Source organism: Glutamicibacter creatinolyticus (genome assembly GCF_006094275.1).
Taxonomy (GTDB): Bacteria; Actinomycetota; Actinomycetes; order Actinomycetales; family Micrococcaceae; genus Glutamicibacter; species Glutamicibacter creatinolyticus.
Map to the genome: position 1 here is coordinate 1,122,522 of NZ_CP034412.1, position 18,157 is coordinate 1,140,678.

The 18,157-nt window shown below is 66.6% G+C and carries 20 protein-coding genes and 1 other RNA gene; 19 read left to right on the forward strand and 2 right to left on the reverse strand.

The features are described 5' to 3' along the window. Window positions 1-306: 306 nt before the first annotated feature. The 19 genes from GcLGCM259_RS05130 (at window position 307) to GcLGCM259_RS05215 (ending at window position 16,587) form a co-directional block, all read left to right on the forward strand. Window positions 307-1,533: a TadA family conjugal transfer-associated ATPase gene (locus tag GcLGCM259_RS05130; protein ID WP_138172934.1), complete on the forward strand. Its 1,227-nt coding sequence runs from the start codon at window positions 307-309 to the stop codon at window positions 1,531-1,533. Then, window positions 1,530-2,381, forward strand: a complete 852-nt coding sequence (locus tag GcLGCM259_RS05135) for a type II secretion system F family protein (RefSeq protein ID WP_138172936.1) — start codon at window positions 1,530-1,532, stop codon at window positions 2,379-2,381. Before GcLGCM259_RS05130 ends, GcLGCM259_RS05135 begins: the two co-directional genes overlap by 4 nt. Beyond that, window positions 2,378-3,394 (forward strand): type II secretion system F family protein, encoded by a 1,017-nt coding sequence (locus GcLGCM259_RS05140; RefSeq protein ID WP_246049782.1) that lies wholly within the window; start codon window positions 2,378-2,380, stop codon window positions 3,392-3,394. The genes GcLGCM259_RS05135 and GcLGCM259_RS05140 overlap by 4 nt, the downstream gene beginning before the upstream one ends. A gap of 162 nt (window positions 3,395-3,556) precedes the next feature. Further along, the gene (locus GcLGCM259_RS05145; protein ID WP_138173078.1) at window positions 3,557-3,751 is read left to right on the forward strand and encodes a hypothetical protein; all 195 of its coding nucleotides are present in this window, start codon (window positions 3,557-3,559) and stop codon (window positions 3,749-3,751) included. A 13-nt stretch (window positions 3,752-3,764) separates the two neighbouring features. Further along, window positions 3,765-4,181 (forward strand): TadE family protein, encoded by a 417-nt coding sequence (locus GcLGCM259_RS05150; RefSeq protein ID WP_138172938.1) that lies wholly within the window; start codon window positions 3,765-3,767, stop codon window positions 4,179-4,181. Next, window positions 4,174-4,686, forward strand: coding sequence for a hypothetical protein (locus GcLGCM259_RS05155; protein WP_138172940.1), 513 nt, complete (start codon window positions 4,174-4,176; stop codon window positions 4,684-4,686). Before GcLGCM259_RS05150 ends, GcLGCM259_RS05155 begins: the two co-directional genes overlap by 8 nt. Beyond that, window positions 4,670-5,182 (forward strand): hypothetical protein, encoded by a 513-nt coding sequence (locus GcLGCM259_RS05160; RefSeq protein WP_171021073.1) that lies wholly within the window; start codon window positions 4,670-4,672, stop codon window positions 5,180-5,182. The genes GcLGCM259_RS05155 and GcLGCM259_RS05160 overlap by 17 nt, the downstream gene beginning before the upstream one ends. Window positions 5,183-5,251: 69 nt before the next feature. Beyond that, window positions 5,252-6,367 carry a peptide chain release factor 2 gene (prfB, locus tag GcLGCM259_RS05165; RefSeq protein ID WP_138172944.1) on the forward strand — a complete coding sequence of 372 codons (1,116 nt, stop codon included), beginning with the start codon at window positions 5,252-5,254 and terminating at the stop codon, window positions 6,365-6,367. A gap of 1,027 nt (window positions 6,368-7,394) precedes the next feature. Next, a complete protein-coding gene (locus GcLGCM259_RS05170) occupies window positions 7,395-9,149 on the forward strand; it encodes a sodium:solute symporter family protein (RefSeq protein WP_138172946.1) in 1,755 nt (584 codons plus the stop codon). Continuing rightward, the gene (locus tag GcLGCM259_RS15345) at window positions 9,150-9,281 is read left to right on the forward strand and encodes a putative transporter small subunit (protein ID WP_212743845.1); all 132 of its coding nucleotides are present in this window, start codon (window positions 9,150-9,152) and stop codon (window positions 9,279-9,281) included. It begins immediately after the preceding gene. A gap of 166 nt (window positions 9,282-9,447) precedes the next feature. After that, window positions 9,448-10,215 (forward strand): CoA transferase subunit A, encoded by a 768-nt coding sequence (locus GcLGCM259_RS05175; RefSeq protein WP_138172948.1) that lies wholly within the window; start codon window positions 9,448-9,450, stop codon window positions 10,213-10,215. 15 nt (window positions 10,216-10,230) lie between these two features. Continuing rightward, window positions 10,231-10,860, forward strand: coding sequence for a CoA transferase subunit B (locus GcLGCM259_RS05180; protein ID WP_138172950.1), 630 nt, complete (start codon window positions 10,231-10,233; stop codon window positions 10,858-10,860). 270 nt (window positions 10,861-11,130) lie between these two features. Continuing rightward, window positions 11,131-11,946 (forward strand): cell division ATP-binding protein FtsE, encoded by an 816-nt coding sequence (gene ftsE, locus GcLGCM259_RS05185; protein WP_138172952.1) that lies wholly within the window; start codon window positions 11,131-11,133, stop codon window positions 11,944-11,946. Next, window positions 11,943-12,857, forward strand: a complete 915-nt coding sequence (gene ftsX / locus GcLGCM259_RS05190) for a permease-like cell division protein FtsX (RefSeq protein WP_054821112.1) — start codon at window positions 11,943-11,945, stop codon at window positions 12,855-12,857. The genes ftsE and ftsX overlap by 4 nt, the downstream gene beginning before the upstream one ends. Window positions 12,858-12,992: 135 nt before the next feature. After that, window positions 12,993-14,357 carry a M23 family metallopeptidase gene (locus GcLGCM259_RS05195; RefSeq protein ID WP_246049784.1) on the forward strand — a complete coding sequence of 455 codons (1,365 nt, stop codon included), beginning with the start codon at window positions 12,993-12,995 and terminating at the stop codon, window positions 14,355-14,357. A 54-nt stretch (window positions 14,358-14,411) separates the two neighbouring features. Continuing rightward, window positions 14,412-14,891, forward strand: a complete 480-nt coding sequence (gene smpB / locus GcLGCM259_RS05200) for an SsrA-binding protein SmpB (RefSeq protein WP_054821108.1) — start codon at window positions 14,412-14,414, stop codon at window positions 14,889-14,891. A 118-nt stretch (window positions 14,892-15,009) separates the two neighbouring features. Then, window positions 15,010-15,379: a transfer-messenger RNA gene (gene ssrA / locus GcLGCM259_RS05205) on the forward strand. Between the two features lie 100 nt (window positions 15,380-15,479). After that, window positions 15,480-15,974 carry a hypothetical protein gene (locus GcLGCM259_RS05210; protein WP_138172956.1) on the forward strand — a complete coding sequence of 165 codons (495 nt, stop codon included), beginning with the start codon at window positions 15,480-15,482 and terminating at the stop codon, window positions 15,972-15,974. Between the two features lie 193 nt (window positions 15,975-16,167). Continuing rightward, window positions 16,168-16,587, forward strand: a complete 420-nt coding sequence (locus GcLGCM259_RS05215; RefSeq protein ID WP_175419332.1) for a DUF2568 domain-containing protein — start codon at window positions 16,168-16,170, stop codon at window positions 16,585-16,587. 132 nt (window positions 16,588-16,719) lie between these two features. Here the strand turns inward: GcLGCM259_RS05215 and GcLGCM259_RS05220 are convergent, their stop codons facing one another. Then, window positions 16,720-17,361 carry a metal-dependent transcriptional regulator gene (locus GcLGCM259_RS05220; RefSeq protein ID WP_138172960.1) on the reverse strand — a complete coding sequence of 214 codons (642 nt, stop codon included), beginning with the start codon at window positions 17,359-17,361 and terminating at the stop codon, window positions 16,720-16,722. A 1-nt stretch (window position 17,362) separates the two neighbouring features. Further along, window positions 17,363-18,151, reverse strand: coding sequence for an inositol monophosphatase family protein (locus GcLGCM259_RS05225; RefSeq protein ID WP_138925948.1), 789 nt, complete (start codon window positions 18,149-18,151; stop codon window positions 17,363-17,365). Between the last annotated feature and the right edge of the window lie 6 nt (window positions 18,152-18,157).

Below are 18,157 nucleotides of genomic sequence, written 5' to 3' on the forward strand. Positions count from 1 at the left end.
GATCTTTCACCGCCGGGCGTGCCGCCGGCACGCCCATCAACCCACGCGCTGAGCTGTGCGCTTGGCGCGGTGCGCGCGAATGTGGACAGCGCGGGGCACCACGGGTTTGTCCACACTCTTTGGCGCACCCCTTGAAAGCCGTGCGCGGCGCCGATAGCATGCGTGATCAATGGATCACAGGTGGGGCTGTGCTGGGGCTGGCCGACACCTTGCTGCGTTGGCTGCAGCCCGGCATCGGTGCCAGGCGGCCGACGGTACCCCGGCCACGGGAGGCGCAAGAGTACCGTTGGGCGAAAGGACCCGGCCGTGGAAGCCCTGTCAGTCGTTGAGGACGAGGTCCGTGAGCTGGTGCGCCGCCAGGGCCTGGACCCGGCCACCGAGCCGCACCGCATCCGCGCCCTGATCGATGAGGTGGTGCGGGATTACGATGAGCGGGCCCTGCTCGGGGCGGTGCCGCAGCTGGGGGAGCTGGAGGCGGCCAAGCGCAGCGTTTTTGACAATGTGGCCGGGTTCGGCCCGCTGCAGCCGCTGCTGGATGACCCCGGCATCGAGGAAATCTGGGTCAACGCCCCGCACCAGGTGTTCTGCGCCCGCGGCGGGCGCAGCGAGCTGACCGGAATCCGGCTGGACGCCGGGCAGATCGCCGCACTGGTCGAACGGATGCTCAAGGCATCCGGGCGGCGCCTGGACCTGTCGCAGCCGTTCGTCGACTGCCAGCTGCCGGATGGGTCGCGGCTGCACGTGGTGATCCCGGACATCACCCGAGAGCACTGGGCGGTGAACATCCGCAAGTTCATCGCCCGCGCCGCGCGGCTCGATGACCTGGTCGAACTGGGTTCACTGAGTGAAGACGCGGCGTTCTACCTTTCCTGCGCGATCGGGGCGGGCATGAACGTGATCGTCACCGGCCCCACCCAGGCCGGGAAGACCACCATGCTCAACTGCCTCTCCTCGGCGATCGGCCCGCGCGAACGGGTCATCACCATTGAGGAGATCTTCGAACTGAACTTCGCGCTGCGTGACCAGGTGGCGATGCAGACCCGCCTGCCGAACCTGGAGGGCACCGGGGAGATCACCATGCGCCGACTGGTCAAGGAGGCGCTGCGCATGCGCCCCGAGCGCATCATCGTCGGGGAGGTGCGCGAGGCCGAGGCGCTGGATCTGCTGATCGCGTTGAACTCGGGCATCGCGGGCCTGTGCACCCTGCATGCCAACTCGGCGCGCGACGCGATCATCAAAATGTGCACGCTGCCGCTGCTGGCCGGGCCGAACATCACCAGCGACTTCGTGGTGAAAACCGTGGCGACCTGCGTGGACGTGGTGGTGCACTGCACCCGCGACGGGCAGGGCCAGCGCTTCGTGGAGGAGATCCTGGCGGTGCCCGGGCGGGTGGAGGACGGGCAGATCGAAACCTCCACGCTCTTTGAGCGCACCTCGGGCCAGCTGCGCGCGGCCGCCGGGGCGGACTGGGCGCACCAGAAGTTCCAGATCGCCGGGGTCAACATGGCCGAACTGATGGGGGAGCGGCTATGAGCCTGCTTCTGGGGGCGCTGCTGGGCGTGGGCGCGGCGCTGATTCTCGACTGGCTGCTCTACGAGCCGTGGGTGCGCCGGCGCAAACCGCGTGCCCGCATCCAGGGCGCGCTGCTGCAGGCCGGGATCGCGACCGTGCGCCCCTCCCGGTTCGTGCTCGTGTGCCTGTGCACCGGGTTCTGTGCCGGGCTGCTGATTCTGGCGTTGACCGGCTCCTTCCTGTTCGGCGCGCTCTTTGGCGGGTTCGGGCTGCTGGCCCCGTGGGTGTACCTGCGCTACCAGGCGGCCAAACGGCGTGCGGCGCTGCGGGAGCAGTGGCCGGAGGTCGTCGATCACCTGCGCTCGGCGGTGCGCGCCGGGCTTTCGCTGCCCGAGTCGCTCAGCCAGCTGGCCGAGGTCGGCCCCGAGACGCTGCGCCCGGCCTTCCGCGACTTCGCCCTGGACTACCGGGCCACCGCCAGGTTCTCCACCGCGCTGGAGCACCTGGGCGAACGCCTGGCCGACCCGGTGGCGGACAAGATCCTGACCACCCTGAGCATCACCCGGGAGGTCGGCGGCACCGAACTGGGCCAGACCCTGGGCACGCTGGCCGCGTTCCTGCGCGACGATGTCAAGACCCGCGGCGAGCTGGCGGCCCGCCAGTCCTGGATCATCTCTGCGGCCCGGCTGGCGGCCGCCGCCCCCTGGGTGGTGCTGCTGGTGCTGGGCACCCAGCCGGCGGCGATCGCCGCGTACTCCACCCCGGCCGGGGTGGCGGTGCTCGGCTGCGGCCTGGCCGTCTCCTTCATCTGCTACCGCATCATGCTGCGTTTGGGCACGCTGCCGGTGGAGGAACGGGTGCTGATATGAGTATCTCGGTGGCGAACCTGGCCGTGCCGGGCCCCTGGGGGAGCAGCGGCGCGGGGCTGAGCATCGCGGCGGTGAACTCGCCGCTGCCCTGGGCGATCCTGCTTGGCGCGCTGCTGGGCGCCGGGCTGTGGGTGTTCGTCTGCGCGCTGCCCCACTTCCGCGCCCCCACCCTGGCCGAACGCATCGCACCCCACCTGCGGGTGGGCATGCGCTCCTCGCGCATGCTGCAGGACGCCTGGCGTTCCGAGGGCCAACGCAGCACCCTGGGCCAACTGGCCGCACCGCTGATGAACCAGATCCGCCGCCTGGCGATGCTGCACAGCCCCGGCTCGGACACGGTGCGCCGGCGGCTGGCCGCCGCGGGGCTGACGATGAGCGTTTTGGACTACCGCACCCAGGAGCTGAGCTGCGCCATCCTGGGGCTGCTCACCGGCACCACGCTGGCCGCCCTGCTCGCCTTCGGGCGGGGCACCGGCCCGGCCCTGGCGCTGATCGTGGTGCTGGGCGGCGGGCTGCTGGGCTTCATGGCGCGCGGCTGGTGGTTGGGCGAACAGGTGCAGCAGCGCTCGCGCAAGATCCTGACCCAATTCCCCACGGTCGCCGACATCCTGGCGCTGACGGTCGGCGCCGGGGAATCGACCACCGGGGCGTTGGAGCGGATCTCGCGGATCTGCCGCGGCGCCATCGGTGAGGAATTCACCACCACCATCCACGACATCCGCTCCGGCACGCCGATGACTCAGGCCATGGAGAACATGTCCGACCGCATCCAGATCGGGGCGATGACCCGGTTCGTCGACGCCATCGTGGTGGCCACCGAACGCGGCACGCCCCTGGCCCAGGTGCTGCGCGACCAGGCCCAGGACGTGCGCGACGCCTCGAAGCGGGAACTGATGGAACTGGCCGGAAAGCGGGAGGTGGCCATGCTGGCGCCGATCGTCTTCGGCGTGCTGCCGCTGACCGTGATCTTCGCGGTCTTCCCCGGACTATCGCTATTGGAGATGAGCTATTGAACCGACGCTGCCACCTCCGCCCACGTCATCGACCCGCCGGGCCCACCCGCCCGCCGCGCTGCCGACGACCCGCCGCACCACCTGCCAACCCACAGACCCGCTCCGACGGTAAGGAACACGAAAATGAAAACCCTCGAACACCACCTGAACACCCTGGTGCTGATGACACTTGACCTGCTGCGCCGGCTGGGCGAACGCCTCGGCCCGAAGCTGCGTGAGGAACGCGGCGACGTGCCCGGTTGGGTGATGATCACCCTCATGTCCGCGTTGCTGGTCGCGGCCCTGCTCGCCGTGGCCGGGCCGCGGCTGCAGGAACTGTTCAACCAGGCCATCGACCGGGTCTCCGGGATGGGGTAGGCGCGGCAGCCTCATGTCCACCTACCACAATCCGGCCAGGGCCCGCCCAGCGAGTTCGGCCACCGCCCAGCGTGGCTCGGCGGTGGCCGAATTCGTCATGGTCGCGACCCTGCTGATCGTGGTGGGGCTGAGCATCGTGCAACTGGCCCTGGCGCTGCACGTGCGCAACACCCTGATCGACGCGGCCACCAACGGGGCCCGCTACGGGGCGCTGGCCAACCGCAGCGTCGAGGACGGGCGCCAGCGCACGGCGATGCTCATCAGCCAGAGCCTGAACCCCGGTTTCGCCCAGGACATCAGCGCCTCCACCAGCATGGTCGGGGACCACGAGCTGGTGGAGATCACGGTGCGCACCCGGGTGCCGCTGATCGGGCTGCTGCCCAACGGCTGGCAACTGGAAGTCAGCGGCCAGGCGGTGCGCTATGGCTAGGGCGCTCGCCGAGCCGGCCTGCCGCCGCCCGTATAGCCGCCGCGGCCGCCGCGCAGCCCGACCGGTTGCGCGGCGGCGGATAGCGCTTCCAGCCCCGCTGGCCGATGACCGGGGCAGTTCCATCGTCGAATTCATCTTCACCAGCACGCTGGTGCTGATCCCGATGATCTACCTGGTGCTGGCCGCCGGGCAGATTCAGGCGGCCAGCTACGCCGCGGTGGGCTCCGCCGACCACGCGGCCAAGGTCTTCGCCGCCAGTACCGAGGCCTCCGCGGCCGAGGCGTACGCCCACGACGTGGTGGGCCGCACGCTGCGCGACTTCGGGATCCCGGCGCAACAGGCCCAGACGACGATCAGCTGCAGCCCGGCCTGCCTGGAACCTGGCAGCACGGTCAGCGTCAGCGTCACGGTGCGTGTTCCGCTGCCGCTGCTGCCCGAGGGCTTCACCGCCTCGGTGCTGACGGTCGACTCGGCCGCGACCCAGCGAGTTGACCGCTTTGGGTAGCCGCGGCCCCTCCCTATCGGCAACCCCCGCCCGACGGCCCGGGACGGTGCGGGCACTGGCCCGTCGCCTGGGCGCCGAGGATTCGGGCCAAAGCCTGGTGCTGGTCATCGGGCTGGTGGCGATCACGCTGTTGACCATCAGCATCGTGCTGGCGGCCAGCGCCGTGAACCTCAAGGCCCGCCAGCTGCTGGCCGCCGCGGACGGGGCGGTCATTGCCGCGGTCGACGAATTCGAGCTCGTCGGCGAGGGCCCCAAACCCGAGATCCGGCTCAACGAGCAGCAGGTGTCCCAGGCGGTGCGCCGCTACCTGGCCGATACCCAGGCCCACGGCCGCTTCGACGACCTGGGGGTGGGCGAGGTCGGCATCCTGCCCGACGGGCAGGGGGCCACCGTGCAGCTGACCGCCCGGGTGACCCCGCCGATCGTCGGCTGGCTGGTGCCGGCCGGGATCCCCATCCACGTGGACGCCACCGCCCGCACCGTGCTCAGCCGCTGAAAACCGGTGCGTTGGCGCAGGCGCCGAGCGACTCCGGCGCCGGGCGTGATGACGTAGGCTAGTTAAATCATGGCTAAAACAGACTTTTCTGCTGAACTGCGCGCGCTTCGTTCCACTTTCCGGTCCATCGAGGCGGTCAGCGACGTCGAGCAAATCAAGGCGGACATCGCCCAGCTGTCTGAGGAAGCCGGCGCCCCGGACCTGTGGGACGACCCGGCCGTGGCGCAGAAGGTCACCTCCCGGCTCTCGCACCGCCAGTCCGAGCTGGAGCGGCTGCAGAAACTGCACACCCGGATCGATGACCTGGAGGTGCTGGTGGAGTTGGCCGAAATGGAGGACGACGCGGACACCCTGCAGGAGGCGGACCGGGAGCTGGAGGCGATCCGCGCCTCCCTGGCCGAACTGGAAGTGGTCACGCTGCTCAACGGCGAATTCGACTCCCGCGGCGCGGTCATCACCATCCGCGCCGGTGCCGGCGGCGTGGACGCGGCGGATTTCGCCGAGATGCTGCTGCGCATGTACACCCGCTGGGCGGAGAAGCGCGGCTACAGTGCGCGCATCATGGACACCTCCTACGCCGAAGAGGCCGGGCTGAAGTCCGCGACCTTTGAAATCGACGAGCCCTACGCCTTTGGCACCCTCTCGGTCGAGGCCGGCACCCACCGCCTGGTGCGCATTTCCCCGTTCGACAACCAGGGCCGGCGCCAGACCTCCTTCGCCGCGGTGGAAGTGGTGCCGCTGATCGAGTCCACCGACAGCATCGAGATCCCCGAATCCGAGATCAAGGTCGATGTCTTCCGTTCCTCGGGTCCGGGCGGGCAGAGCGTGAACACCACCGACTCCGCGGTGCGCATGACCCACCTGCCCACCGGCATCGTCGTGTCGATGCAGAACGAGAAGTCGCAGATCCAAAACCGTGCCGCCGCATTGCGCGTGCTGCAGTCCCGGCTGCTGCTGCTGAAGAAGGAGCAGGAGGACGCGAAGAAGAAGGAACTGGCGGGCGATGTGAAGGCGTCCTGGGGCGATCAGATGCGCTCCTACGTGCTCAACCCCTATCAGATGGTCAAGGACCTGCGCACCGAGCACGAGGTGGGCAACACCCAGGCCGTGCTCGACGGCGAAATCGACGACTTCATCGACGCAGGTATCCGCTGGCGCGCCGGTCAGCGCCACTCGGCGAACTAGCGGCGGGTACCCGCCACACCAACCCGGCACGTTCCCGCCGCATGCGGCAGCGGCGGGCCCGACCCCCGCAGGCAGCGCCTGCGGGGGTATATTTATGCGTTCGCCCGTTCCCCGTGGACGGCGGCACGTTGAGATTCGGGGTCCGATCCACTGTGCCAGAACAACGCCTGGACCCGATCCGCACCACGGATGGAAAGACGCGAACCACGGCGGCCCGGGTTGGTGGGATGGCCAGGAACCCAGTGTTGGATGGCGCGCCGGGGAAGGGCCGGACCTCGATTTTTTCCCGAAAATTCGGGCGTTTGTCACTCGCTCCACGGCTGCCGCCCCACCCATCGCCCGTGGCTGCGGCAGGCGGCGAACTCCTGCCCACCGGTTCCAGACCCCGCCGGTCACCCCGTCGGTGATCGTGCGGTCTGCGGCCCGTCGACGCCCTGGCCGGCACGTGCGCGGGGTAGGCCCAGGAGACGCACACCACGATCCCAAGTCGCATATATTCGCGATCATGCTAAGATCTATCAGCAGAGATGGACGTCACCATCGGATTACGGGGAAGTAACAACGATCGGGAATCAGGATCGTTCCCCATGCCGCAGTGCCCTGGCCACCAGGTCCGCACCCGGCACAGCACTGCACACCGCTGCCGCCTTGCACATCGACAAGGTCTTGCCGCATGGCAAACGGCACCGGAAGACGACCAGGGCCCGGAGCACACCGGGACCGCGAGCCGGCAGAAGCCCGGCGGCGCGAGTCGTATCGCCACCTAAGCGCGACTGAACCAGCCGAGGGGCACCCCTGTCACGGGTACCCCTGGCCTTCCCATACCCGGGATGAACGCAACGAATGAGCACCGAACGAAAACTGGCAGAGGGGAAGTGGTTGATGGGCCCAGGGCTTGTGCGCGTCAGCTAGGACTATTTCCCGCGGCAAACGCCCCGCGGGACCAGACGTGCAGGACCATGTGCCGGCATTGTGAGGTCTTACGGCCGGCACCGTTTCTCATCATCGTCTATTGAGGAGGTGGCGCATGGATCATCCCGAAATGGTGCAGTTCAGCGCCGTTGTTGTTGTATTGCTCCTGCTGTTCTTCTACGGCGGGACGTTCTTGATTTCCACCCGAATCGGGAAAAAAGAAGAAAACGCCGACGGCTACATGACCGCCGGCAACAAGATCGGATTCGGAATTTCCGCGGCCAGCATGACCGCGACCTGGATTTGGGCGTCGTCGATGTATGCCTCGGCGACCTCGGGCTACACCTACGGAATCTCCGGCCCCATCCACTACGGCTTGTGGGGTGCGTTGATGATTCTGTTCATCTACCCCTTCGGCAAGCGGATTCGCAAGGTCGCGCCGCGGGCCCACACCCTGGCCGAGGTCATGTATGCCCGCCACGGCCGATCCAGCCAGCTGATGCTGGCCGGTTCCAACGTCATCGGCTCGCTGATCAGCCTGATGTCGAACTTCATCGCCGGCGGCGTGCTGATTTCGATGCTCTCACCGTTCAACTTCATCCAGGGCGTGCTGTGCGTGGCCGCCGGGGTGTTGCTGTACACGCTGTGGTCCGGTTTCCGGGCCTCGGTGCTCACCGACTTCGTGCAGGTCATGGCGATGCTCGGGGCGGTGGCGGTGCTGGTGCCGTTCATCTTCTTCGCCGCGGACTTCCCGGCGGCCTTTGAAACCGGTGCGGCGAACCTGAGCGCCGAGCAGTCCAACTTCTTCTCCTCCGAGGCGTTCCTGAACCAGGGCGCGCCGTACATTGCCGCGGTGCTGGCCTACGCGATCGGCAACCAGACCATCGCCCAGCGACTCTTCGCGGTGCGTGAGGACCTGATCAAGCCCACTTTCATCACCGCCACCGTCGGCTACGGTGCGATGGTCATCGGCGTGGGCATGCTCGGTGTGCTGGCCCTGTACCTGGGCTTCGAACCCACCGGCGGGGACATGAACAACCTGATCCCGGAAATGGCGGCGAGCTACCTGCCCGGCGTGCTGCTGGCGGTGTTCTTCATCATGATCATCGGCGCGCTCTCCTCAACCGCCGACTCGGATCTGGCCGCACTGTCCTCGATCATGATGGCCGACGTGTACGGCCAGAACGTGGCCGGCAAGGCGAAGGCCAACCCGAAGACCATGCTGCTGGTGGGGCGGATCACGATGGTTGCCGCCACCGCGCTGGCGGTCATCTTCGCCAGCCTGCAGCTGAACATCCTGGACCTGCTGGTCTTCGTTGGCGCGCTGTGGGGCGCCCTGGTGTTCCCGGTGCTGGCCAGCTTCTACTGGGGCAAGGTCACCAACAAGGCGTTCACCACCGCGGTGCTGGTCGCCCTGGCCGTGTTCATCCCGGTGCGCTTCGAACTCATCCCGATCAACGGGTTCACCGGGCTGCTGGTGGAACTGCTTGCGGTGCTGGGCATCGGGGTGGTGCTGGGGCTGATGTGCTTCGGCTTCTTCGGGATCCGGGCCGCAAAGATCGTCGGCATCGCCTCCGCGGTGGTGGCCGCGCCGTTCTGCTTCGGCTTCCTGCGCGACTACACCACCCTCAGCGCCTCGCTGGTGGCCTACTCGGTGAGCACCATCGTGTGCTACCTGATGTCCTTCCGCTCCAAGATGGACTTCGACTTCTCGCTCATCGCCGAACGCACCGGCGACTTCGATGCGGAGGCGGAGATGGCGGCCGAGGCCAAGAAGGCGCGCCTGGCGCACAGCGCCAAGGGGGCCGCCCCGGCGGCCTCCCCATCCGCCGCGGGTGAGACCGCAACCACGAACACGAAGGAGAACTAGATGGGTACCCTCGCACTATCCCTGTACGTGCTGGTCTGGCCGGTGATCGTGGGCGCGGTGATGTTCTTCATCGCCCGCGGGTTTATCGCCGAATGGCTGGAGGCGCGCCGCAACGGCGAAGACCTGATTTAACCGTCCGCCGCGGCCCGGCGCAGCACAGCCGACCCCCGGTTTCGCCTCTAGGGCGAGGCCGGGGGTTTCTTTCTGCCCGGGGCAGTCATACGATGAGCCTAAGCAGTTAGCCCAAGTGATCCGGGCCATAGCGTGTCCGGGCCGCCAGCCGAGGAGCTCTGAGACCATGCTCGACAAGAGCCTTGCCAATCCGGAAGTCGCCGTGGCCGATGTGCGCAACGGCGCCTCCATTGCCGTGGGCGGCTTCGGGCTGTCCGGCAACCCCACCGAACTGATCAACGCGGTGCTGGATTCGGGGGTCGAGGACCTGCACGTGGTCTCCAACAACTGCGGCGTGGACGGGCAGGGGCTGGGCGTGCTGCTCGCGGCCCACCGCATCCGCAAGATCACCGCCAGCTATGTGGGGGAGAACAAGGAGTTTGAACGCCAGTTCCTCAGCGGGGAGCTGGAGGTGGAACTCACCCCGCAGGGCACACTGGCCGAGAAGCTGCGGGCCGGAGGCGCGGGCATCCCGGCGTTCTTCACCCGCACCGGGGTCGGAACCCTGGTGGCCGACGGCGGGCTGCCCCAGCGCTACGACGCGCACGGCGCGGTGCTCAAGGCCAGCCAGCCGAAGGAAGTGCGCACCATCGACTTTGCCGGACGCGAGGAGCAATACGTGCTGGAACCCTCCATCGTCACCGACTTTGCCCTGGTGCACGCCGCGCTGGGGGACACCCACGGCAACCTGATCTTCAACAAGGCCGCCCAGCAGTTCTCCGTGCCGGCGGCGATGGCCGGGCGGATCTGCGTGGCCCAGGTCGAACGGCTCGTGCAGCCCGGTGAACTGGACCCGGCCCAGGTGCACCTGCCCGGCGTGTTCGTCCACCGGATCGTGAAGGTCGGCGAGCAGCACCTGAAGCCCATCGAGCGGCGCACCACCCGCGCCAAGTGAAAGGTCGTGGTGAACATGGCATGGACTCGTGAGCAGATGGCGGCCCGCGCCGCCCGGGAGTTGCCCGACGGGGCGTACGTGAACCTGGGCATCGGGATGCCAACGCTGGTGCCCAACTACCTGCCCGACGACGTGGACGTGGTGCTGCAGTCGGAGAACGGAATCCTGGGGGTGGGGCCGTATCCCACCGAGGAGGAAGTGGACCCGGACCTGATCAACGCCGGCAAGGAGACCGTCACCGTGCTGCCCGGGGCCAGCTTCTTCCATTCGGCGATGAGCTTCGCAATGATCCGCGGCGGGAAGATCGACGTGGCGATCCTCGGGGCCATGCAGGTTTCGGGGGCCGGGGACCTGGCGAACTGGATGATTCCGGGCAAGATGGTCAAGGGCATGGGCGGGGCGATGGACCTGGTGCACGGCGCCCAACGCGTCATCGTGCTGATGGAGCACAACGCCCGCGACGGCAGCGCCAAGCTGGTCAACCAGTGCAGCCTGCCGATCACCGGGCTCGGGGTGGTGCAGCGGGTCATCACCGATCTGGGGGTTTTCGACATCACCCCAAACGGTCTTGCGGTGCTCGAACTGGCCGAGGGCGTCAGCCGCGACGAAGTGCGCGAACGCACCGAGGCGCCGCTGGTCGCCTAGCGCCCAGCCCGGGGTTCGGACCCTGGCGACGGCTTAGCCACACCGGGTCGGCCCGGCCCCGCACCGCGCCGGTTCACGGCGCGGGGAACCGCATTAACGCCGCTCATGTCGTAGGCTGTGTAACGGCCAAGAAACCGGCAACACGCGCCCAAATTCGGGGAGAGGGCCGCGTACGCCGATAGGGTTTCAATTAAATGACGCATTCTGTGCCGTCGGTGGGTGGGGACCCGGGGCCTGCGTCGCGCCCGACGTTAGCAAGCGATTGAAGACATGATTAAATTCGAAAATGTCTCGATGATCTATGAACCGAAGCAGCAAAATGCGGCTTTGCGCGATGTGAACATCGAGATTAACCGAGGCGAGTTCGCGTTCCTTGTCGGTGAGTCCGGTTCCGGCAAGTCCACATTTCTGAGCCTGATCCTGCGCGAAAAGCGTTCAACCGAGGGCGCGGTCTACGTCGCCGGACAGAACCTGAACCGGATCCCCAGCTGGCGTGTGCCCAAGCTCCGGCGCGATATCGGATTCGTGTTCCAGGACTTCCGGCTGCTGCGCGAACGCAGTGTTTTTGACAATGTGGCCTTCGCGCTGGAGGTCATTGGCGCGCCGCGCGCCCAGATCCGTGAACGGGTGCCCGAGGCGCTGAAGCTGGTGGGCCTGGAGGACAAGGCCCGTCGCAAGCCCACCGAGCTGTCCGGCGGCGAGCAGCAGCGCGTGGGTATCGCCCGCGCCATCGTGAACAAGCCCTCGATCCTGCTGGCCGACGAACCGACCGGCAACCTGGACCGGAAGAACAGCCTCGATGTGATGAACGTGCTGGACCGGATCAACCAGAACGGCACCACGGTGCTGATGGCCACCCACGCCCACGAGCTGGTCAGCGACTACAAGCGCCGCGTGATCGAGCTGAGCAAGGGCAAGATCATCCGCGATGAAACCAGCGGCAGCTACATGCCGATGACCACCGTGATCAAGCAGGACGGCTCGCGCGAGCTGCACTTTGGCACCTCCGAGGACGTTGCCGCGAAGGAAACGGGCCAGGATGCGCCGGCACAGGATTCGAGCGAAACGAAAGATGGAGAGCAGTGAGGCCAGGATTCATCCTCCGCGAGGCGGGAAAGAGCCTCAAGCAGAACATCGTCATGGTCGTCTCGGTGGTGCTGGTGACCTTCGTGTCGCTGACCTTCGTGGGCGCCTCGGTGCTGCTGCAGCTGCAGATCAACCAGATGAAGGGCTACTGGTATGACCGCATGGAGGTTGCGGTCTTCCTGTGCGACGACAACTCCCAGGAGCTGAACTGCGCCGGTGAGCAGGTCACCGACGAGCAGCGCTCGCATATCGAAGAGCTGCTCAAGAGCGACGAGCTGTCCCCGTACATCAAGGAGTTCGCCTACGAGTCGAAGTCCGAGGCCTACAAGCACTTCCAGGAGCAGTTCGAGAATTCGCCGCTGCTGAACCAGGTCCAGGAAGGCCAGCTGCCCGAGTCCTTCCGCATCGCACTGAATGACCCGGAGAAGTACCCGGTCATCAATGAGACGTTCTCCACCATCCCCGGCGTTGAATCGGTGATCGACCAACGAGAGCTGCTGGAGAAGGTCTTCCAGTTGGTGCGCGTGGCCTCGGCGTCCGCCGCCGTGGTGGCCGGGGTGATGATCGTCTGTGCGGTGCTGCTGACCGGCACCACGATCCAGCTCTCGGCCATGCACCGGCGGCTGGAAACCACGATCATGCGTCTGGTTGGCGCCTCCAAGACCTCGATTCAGCTTCCGTTCATCATCGAGGGGGTGATCGCGGCGGTCATTGGCAGCCTGCTGGCATCGGGCACGCTCTGGCTGCTGGTGAAGTTCCTCGTGGAGGAGAAACTGGCCAATGACAACCTCGGGGTCGCGTTCATCTCGACGAACGAAGTTCTGCTGATTGCGCCCGGACTCTTGCTAATCGGTATCATTTTGGCAACAATTTCTTCAGTGGTAACGTTGAAGCGCTACCTGAAGGTTTAGCCAATTCTTTGCCGATCTTCACCGGAACTAGAAATCTCATTAAGGAGCACTATGCTGTCTCACGCGGTGCGAAGTAAGTTTCTCCGCGCGACTGTCGGTGGCGCTCTGGCGCTGACGATGCTGGTTCCGGCCACATTGGCAGGGGCAGACGAACTGGATGACCGCAAGAAGCAGGTCGAGCAGAACATTGACTCCATTCAGGAGGACATGGAAGTTCTGGATGCCGACATTGTGGAGACCGATCGCAAACTGCGTGAACAGCAGGGTCAGTTGCCCGGCGCCGAGCAGGCCCTGGCCGACGCCCGCAGCCGCGTCGCCAACGCCCAGGCCGCGGTGGCGGACCTGAATGACCGGTTGATTGCCGCACAGCAGACCCGCGATGAACTGGCCGCGGAGATCGAGAAGAATTCGGCCAAGCTGAAGGAAACCGAGTCCACGATCTCGCAGATCGCCTCGGAGGCCTACAAGCGTGGCGGCATGTCCGATGGCCTGGACATGATCCTGAACATCGAGTCCGCGACCGAGATCGCCGACGGCATCACCCTGGCCAGCAAGGCGCTGGAGTCGCAGAACAGCGTCTACAACGACCTGGCGCAGCAGCAGGCCACCGACGAGAACAACAAGGTGCGCCTGGCTGCGGTCGAACAGCAGATCCAGGGCCTGAAGGCTGAGGCCGAAAGTGCCCTGGCCCAGGAGGAATCCGCGCGCGATGAGGCCGAACAGCGCAAGAGCGAACTGGACCAGCTGATCGCCAGCACCGAGGCGCTAAGCAGCAAGCTGGAGGCCGAAAAGCCGCGGATTCAGGCCAAACTGCAGAAGCAGGAGCAGGAATACGCGGCCGTGAACGCGCAGATCAAGGAACGCCAGGAGCGTCTGATCCGTGAAGCGGCCGAACGCAAGAAGCGTCAGGAAGAAGCCGAGCGCAAGCGCCAGGCCGAAGCCAAGGCGAAGTGGGAGGCCGAGCAGCGCGCCAAGGAAGAGGCGGCCAAGCGCCAGGCCAAGGCCGAGGGCCGCAAGGCCAGCTACAAGAAGCCCAAGTACGTGGCTCCGGCCCCCAAGACCGTGTCGGAGCCCAGCAGCTGGGGTCTGGTAAAGCCGGTCTCCAGTGGCCGGATCACCTCCAGCTTCGGCTGGCGGCCTACCCCCGCGGGCACCATCGACTACGGCGGACGCGGCGGCTACGTACACGCGGGCGTGGACTGGGGCTTCGGCGGACAGTGCGGAGCACCGGTGCATGCCGCAGCCGACGGCGAAGTGTGGATGGCCGGCTGGGGCGGCAGCTCCGGCAACAAGGTGACCATTTCCCACGGCGTGGTCAAGGGCAAGGCGTTGGCCACGAACTATCACCACATGTCGCAGGTGGTGGCCCGTGCCGGGCAACACGTCAAGCAGGGCCAGCTGATCGGCTACGTGGGGACCACCGGCAACTCCACCGGGTGCCACATGCACTTCGAAACCGTGATCAACGGGCAGGCCGTGAACCCATTGGGACTTCTCTAACGCTAGACTTGGTCCCTGTGTGCGATTCTTCGTACGTGCAAGACAAGGAGTGCCATGGCTAAGAAGAACCAGGAAAGCAAGGTCATCGCCAGCAACCGCAAGGCGCGGCATGACTATGAAATCCTCGATACCTATGAGGCCGGCATGGTGCTGACCGGAACCGAGGTCAAATCCCTGCGGGAAGGCAAGGCCTCGCTGGTTGACGGGTTTGGCCAGTTCTACCGGGGGGAGCTGTTCATTGAGAACATCTACATCCCCGAGTACCTCAACGGGTCGTGGACGAACCATGCGGCCCGTCGCCGGCGCAAGCTGCTGCTGCACCGGCAGGAGCTGAGCAAGATCGAACGCAGGATCGCCGAAACGGGGCTGACCGTGGTCCCGCTGAGCCTGTACTTCAAGGAGGGCCGGGCAAAGCTCGAAATCGGTGTGGCCCGCGGTAAGCGCGAGTACGACAAGCGCCAGACGTTGCGCGAAAAGCAGGATAACCGCGACGCGTTGCGGGCGATGCGTGAGCGCAACCGGCGCTCGGCGTGATTCGGCTCTCAGCCCCTTGGGCTTTGGCCGGGGCTGCGCTAGTATGGATTAGCACCGAAAAGGTGGGCATCGGAAGATGTCGTTGGCTTTGAGAGATCAAAGGTTGACAACAAAATACGGGGATGATCGGTTTCGACGGTGTGAGTCGCGACAGATGAAGCGGGCCGAGGACGCAAAGTTATCTCGTTAACGCTCTTTGCAACCAAATAAGTGCCGAATCTAAGCGCACTGACTTCGCTCTCGCTGCCTAAGCAGCCAGACAGTCCGTTAGCCAGGGGATGCTATCGCCCCTGTTACTAACGTCATTTAGATAGCCACTGCGATCAATGAACGTTGCCGGCGTTGATCGCATAATTTAGGCAACTGTGCCCGGACCAGCCACTTGTTTGCGTGATGGCTGGGGCAGAGAAAATCCACAGCAAACTGCGCCCGGAGAAGACCTGGCAACACCACAGCGGACGGGAGTTCAATTCTCCCCATCTCCACATGCAAGCCCCGGATCCACCAGGATCCGGGGCTTTGTCATGCCCTCCAGCCGAAAAGCCGGGGACGGTCTATGATGATTGGGGGGTTCATAAGGAGGGGCACATGAAAAAGGCTGGCGGTTCGGTACTGCTGATGCTGCTGTTCTTGGGGATTGCGATCATTGGCGCCGGTGCGCTGGCCATCGGCGGGGTGGAAGTGATCCAGCGTGCGGCCGGTGCCCACAGCACCGAGGCCCCCTCCGATCCGGTGCCGGCCACCGGCCCGGCTGAAGGTGCCCTCGTGGAGAGCACCGCGCCGGCCATGACCAGCGCGCAGCGCGGACGCTGGGCTGAGGAGAAGATCCGGCAGTGGCTGGGCAATTATGGTGTCACCGAAGTCTCCCAGCTCAACGCACCCTACCGTCAGGTGCAGGCCTGGTTCGCCCCCGAGGAAGGCCACCTGGAGTTGCTGGTCAGCAGCCAGGAGGCCGAGGACCGCGAGCAGCTGAAGAAAATCGCCACCGAGGTTCTGCAAAGCGTCCGTCAGGTCGACGCAAGCCTGCACCAGGTCACGGTTTCCACCAGTGACGGGAGCCAAAGCTACACGGCCGAGCGCTAGCGGAGGCACGGCGTTCCGCCGGCTCTGGCGGGCATGAGGCGAGGCGTCCAAGTCGCGGCACCCGGCGCGAAGGACATAGACTGTTGGACGAGCGAAGAAACGTAATAAGTGCCGAAGTGGAGTGGGATTAAGAGCGATGGGTATTGGCAAGACCTCGCGGGTGTCACCTGGTATTTCAGCGGCGTATGCGACGGTGTCCTTTATCCTCGAAGTCGGACTGCTGGTTGCCGCCGGCTTTACCGCCATGACTTTCCTGCCCTGGCCGCCGGTGCTTGCCATCCTCGTGGTGGTGATTCCGCTGCTGGCCGTCTGGGCGCTGGCGCTCTCGCCGAAGGCCAAGGTCCGCTGGCGGCTGCGCACCCGGGTCATGCTCATCCACCTGGCCTACCTCATCGGCAGCTACGCCCTGTGGCTGAGCATCGCCCATACCGGCGCCACCCAGTACCTGTTCTGGCCGGCGATCATGCTCGGGTTGAGCGCGGTGAGCATCGTACTGGTGCTGAGCACGCGCGGGCGCGTCGTGCCGCACCCGCGGCCGTTGCCCGGGGGTCCCGCCCCGGTGCAGGCCGAGGAACTGCGCGAGCGGCCGCGCGGGCGACGCGCCGCCCGGTAAACGCCCCGCCCGTGCTGTCGCACTGGCGCCGCTGACGCTACACCATAAATTTTTTGGCCATCGCCCGTGCCGGGGGTTTGCCGCCGGCAGGTGCGCGACCGCCGGGGGCCGGTGTTTGCCTGACGCGGCGGCTCACGCCTGCTCGGATCGGGGCGCGCGCACCCACACCATGGAGGCTTCGATCGGATCCAGCCGATGCGGCAGGCCGATGCGCGCCCCGGGCACCAGGCCCTGCTGCTGGCAGCGGCGCAGGAAGTGCGGGTCCTCGTCGCTGATGCGCACGATCAGCGCTTCGGTGCCGCTGAAGTGGTCCAGGCGCGTCGCCTGGCTGGGCCTGTGCTCGCCGTGGGCGTCGGGGATCGCGTCCCCGTGGGGATCGCTGCGCGGAAAGCCCAGCCGCTCGTCCAGGGCGTTGATGAAGCGTTCGGAGACCGTGTGCTCCAGGCGTTCGGCCTCATCGTGCACCTCATCCCATCCGTAGCCCAGTTCGCGGCTCAGGAAGGTCTCCAGCAGCCGGTGGCGGCGCACCACGTTCAGCGCGGCCGCCCGCCCGGACTGGCTGAGACTGATCGCCCCGCGCGGGACAAAATCCACCAGGTGCTTCGCCGCGAGCTTGCGCACCATGGCGGTCACCGAGGCGGGGGACAGGCCCAGCTGGTCGGCCAGCTCACCGGTGCCGATCGGGTGCGAATCCCATTCGGACAGCGCGTAGAGCGCCTTGAGGTAGTCCTCCTCGCTGGTGGTCAGCCGGCCCGGATTGGAAGAATGGGGCACGTCAGCCGCGCAGGTAGGGCAGGATCTGATCGTGCAGCAGGCCGTTGGTGGCCAGCGCGTTGCCGCCGCCGCAGCCCTCCACCCCGGTGATCGAGGTGAAGCGTCCGCCGGCTTCACGCACCACCGGGACCAGGGCGGCCATGTCGTACAGCTCCAGTTCCGGCTCGAACGCGGCGTCCACCCCGCCCTCGGCCAGCAGCATGTAGCTGTAGAAGTCCCCGTAGGCGCGGGTGCGCCAGGCGGCGTCGAATAGTTCCATCAGCTTTTCGCGGCGGCCCAGTTCACGCCAGCCATCCAGCGAGGCGTAGGACACCGAGGCGTCGGCGAGGCTGGAGACCCGGGAGACGGCCAGGCGGCGCGGCTCGGGCAGGCCCGGCTCGCTTACCCAGGCGCCCAGCCCGTGCGCGGCGTGCCAGCGCCGGCCCAGCGCCGGGGCCGAAACCACCCCGAGCACCGGCTCATCGTCGATCAGCAGGGCGATCAGCGTGGCCCACACCGGGACCTTGCGCACAAAGTTCTTCGTCCCGTCGATCGGGTCGATCACCCAACGCCGGGCCGAGGAGCCGTGCACGCCAAATTCCTCCCCGTGCACCGCATCCCCGGGACGCTGGGCGGTCAGCTCGGCCAGGATCAGCCGTTCGGCGCCGCGGTCGGCGTCGGAGACCGGGGTCATGTCCGGCTTCGTCTCCACCTTCAGGTCGTTGGAGTGGTAGCGCGCCAGGGTCAGCGCGTCGACCTTGTCGGCCAGCGCGAGGGCGAAGGACAGGTCCTCATCCAGGGTGTAGTTCATGGCGTG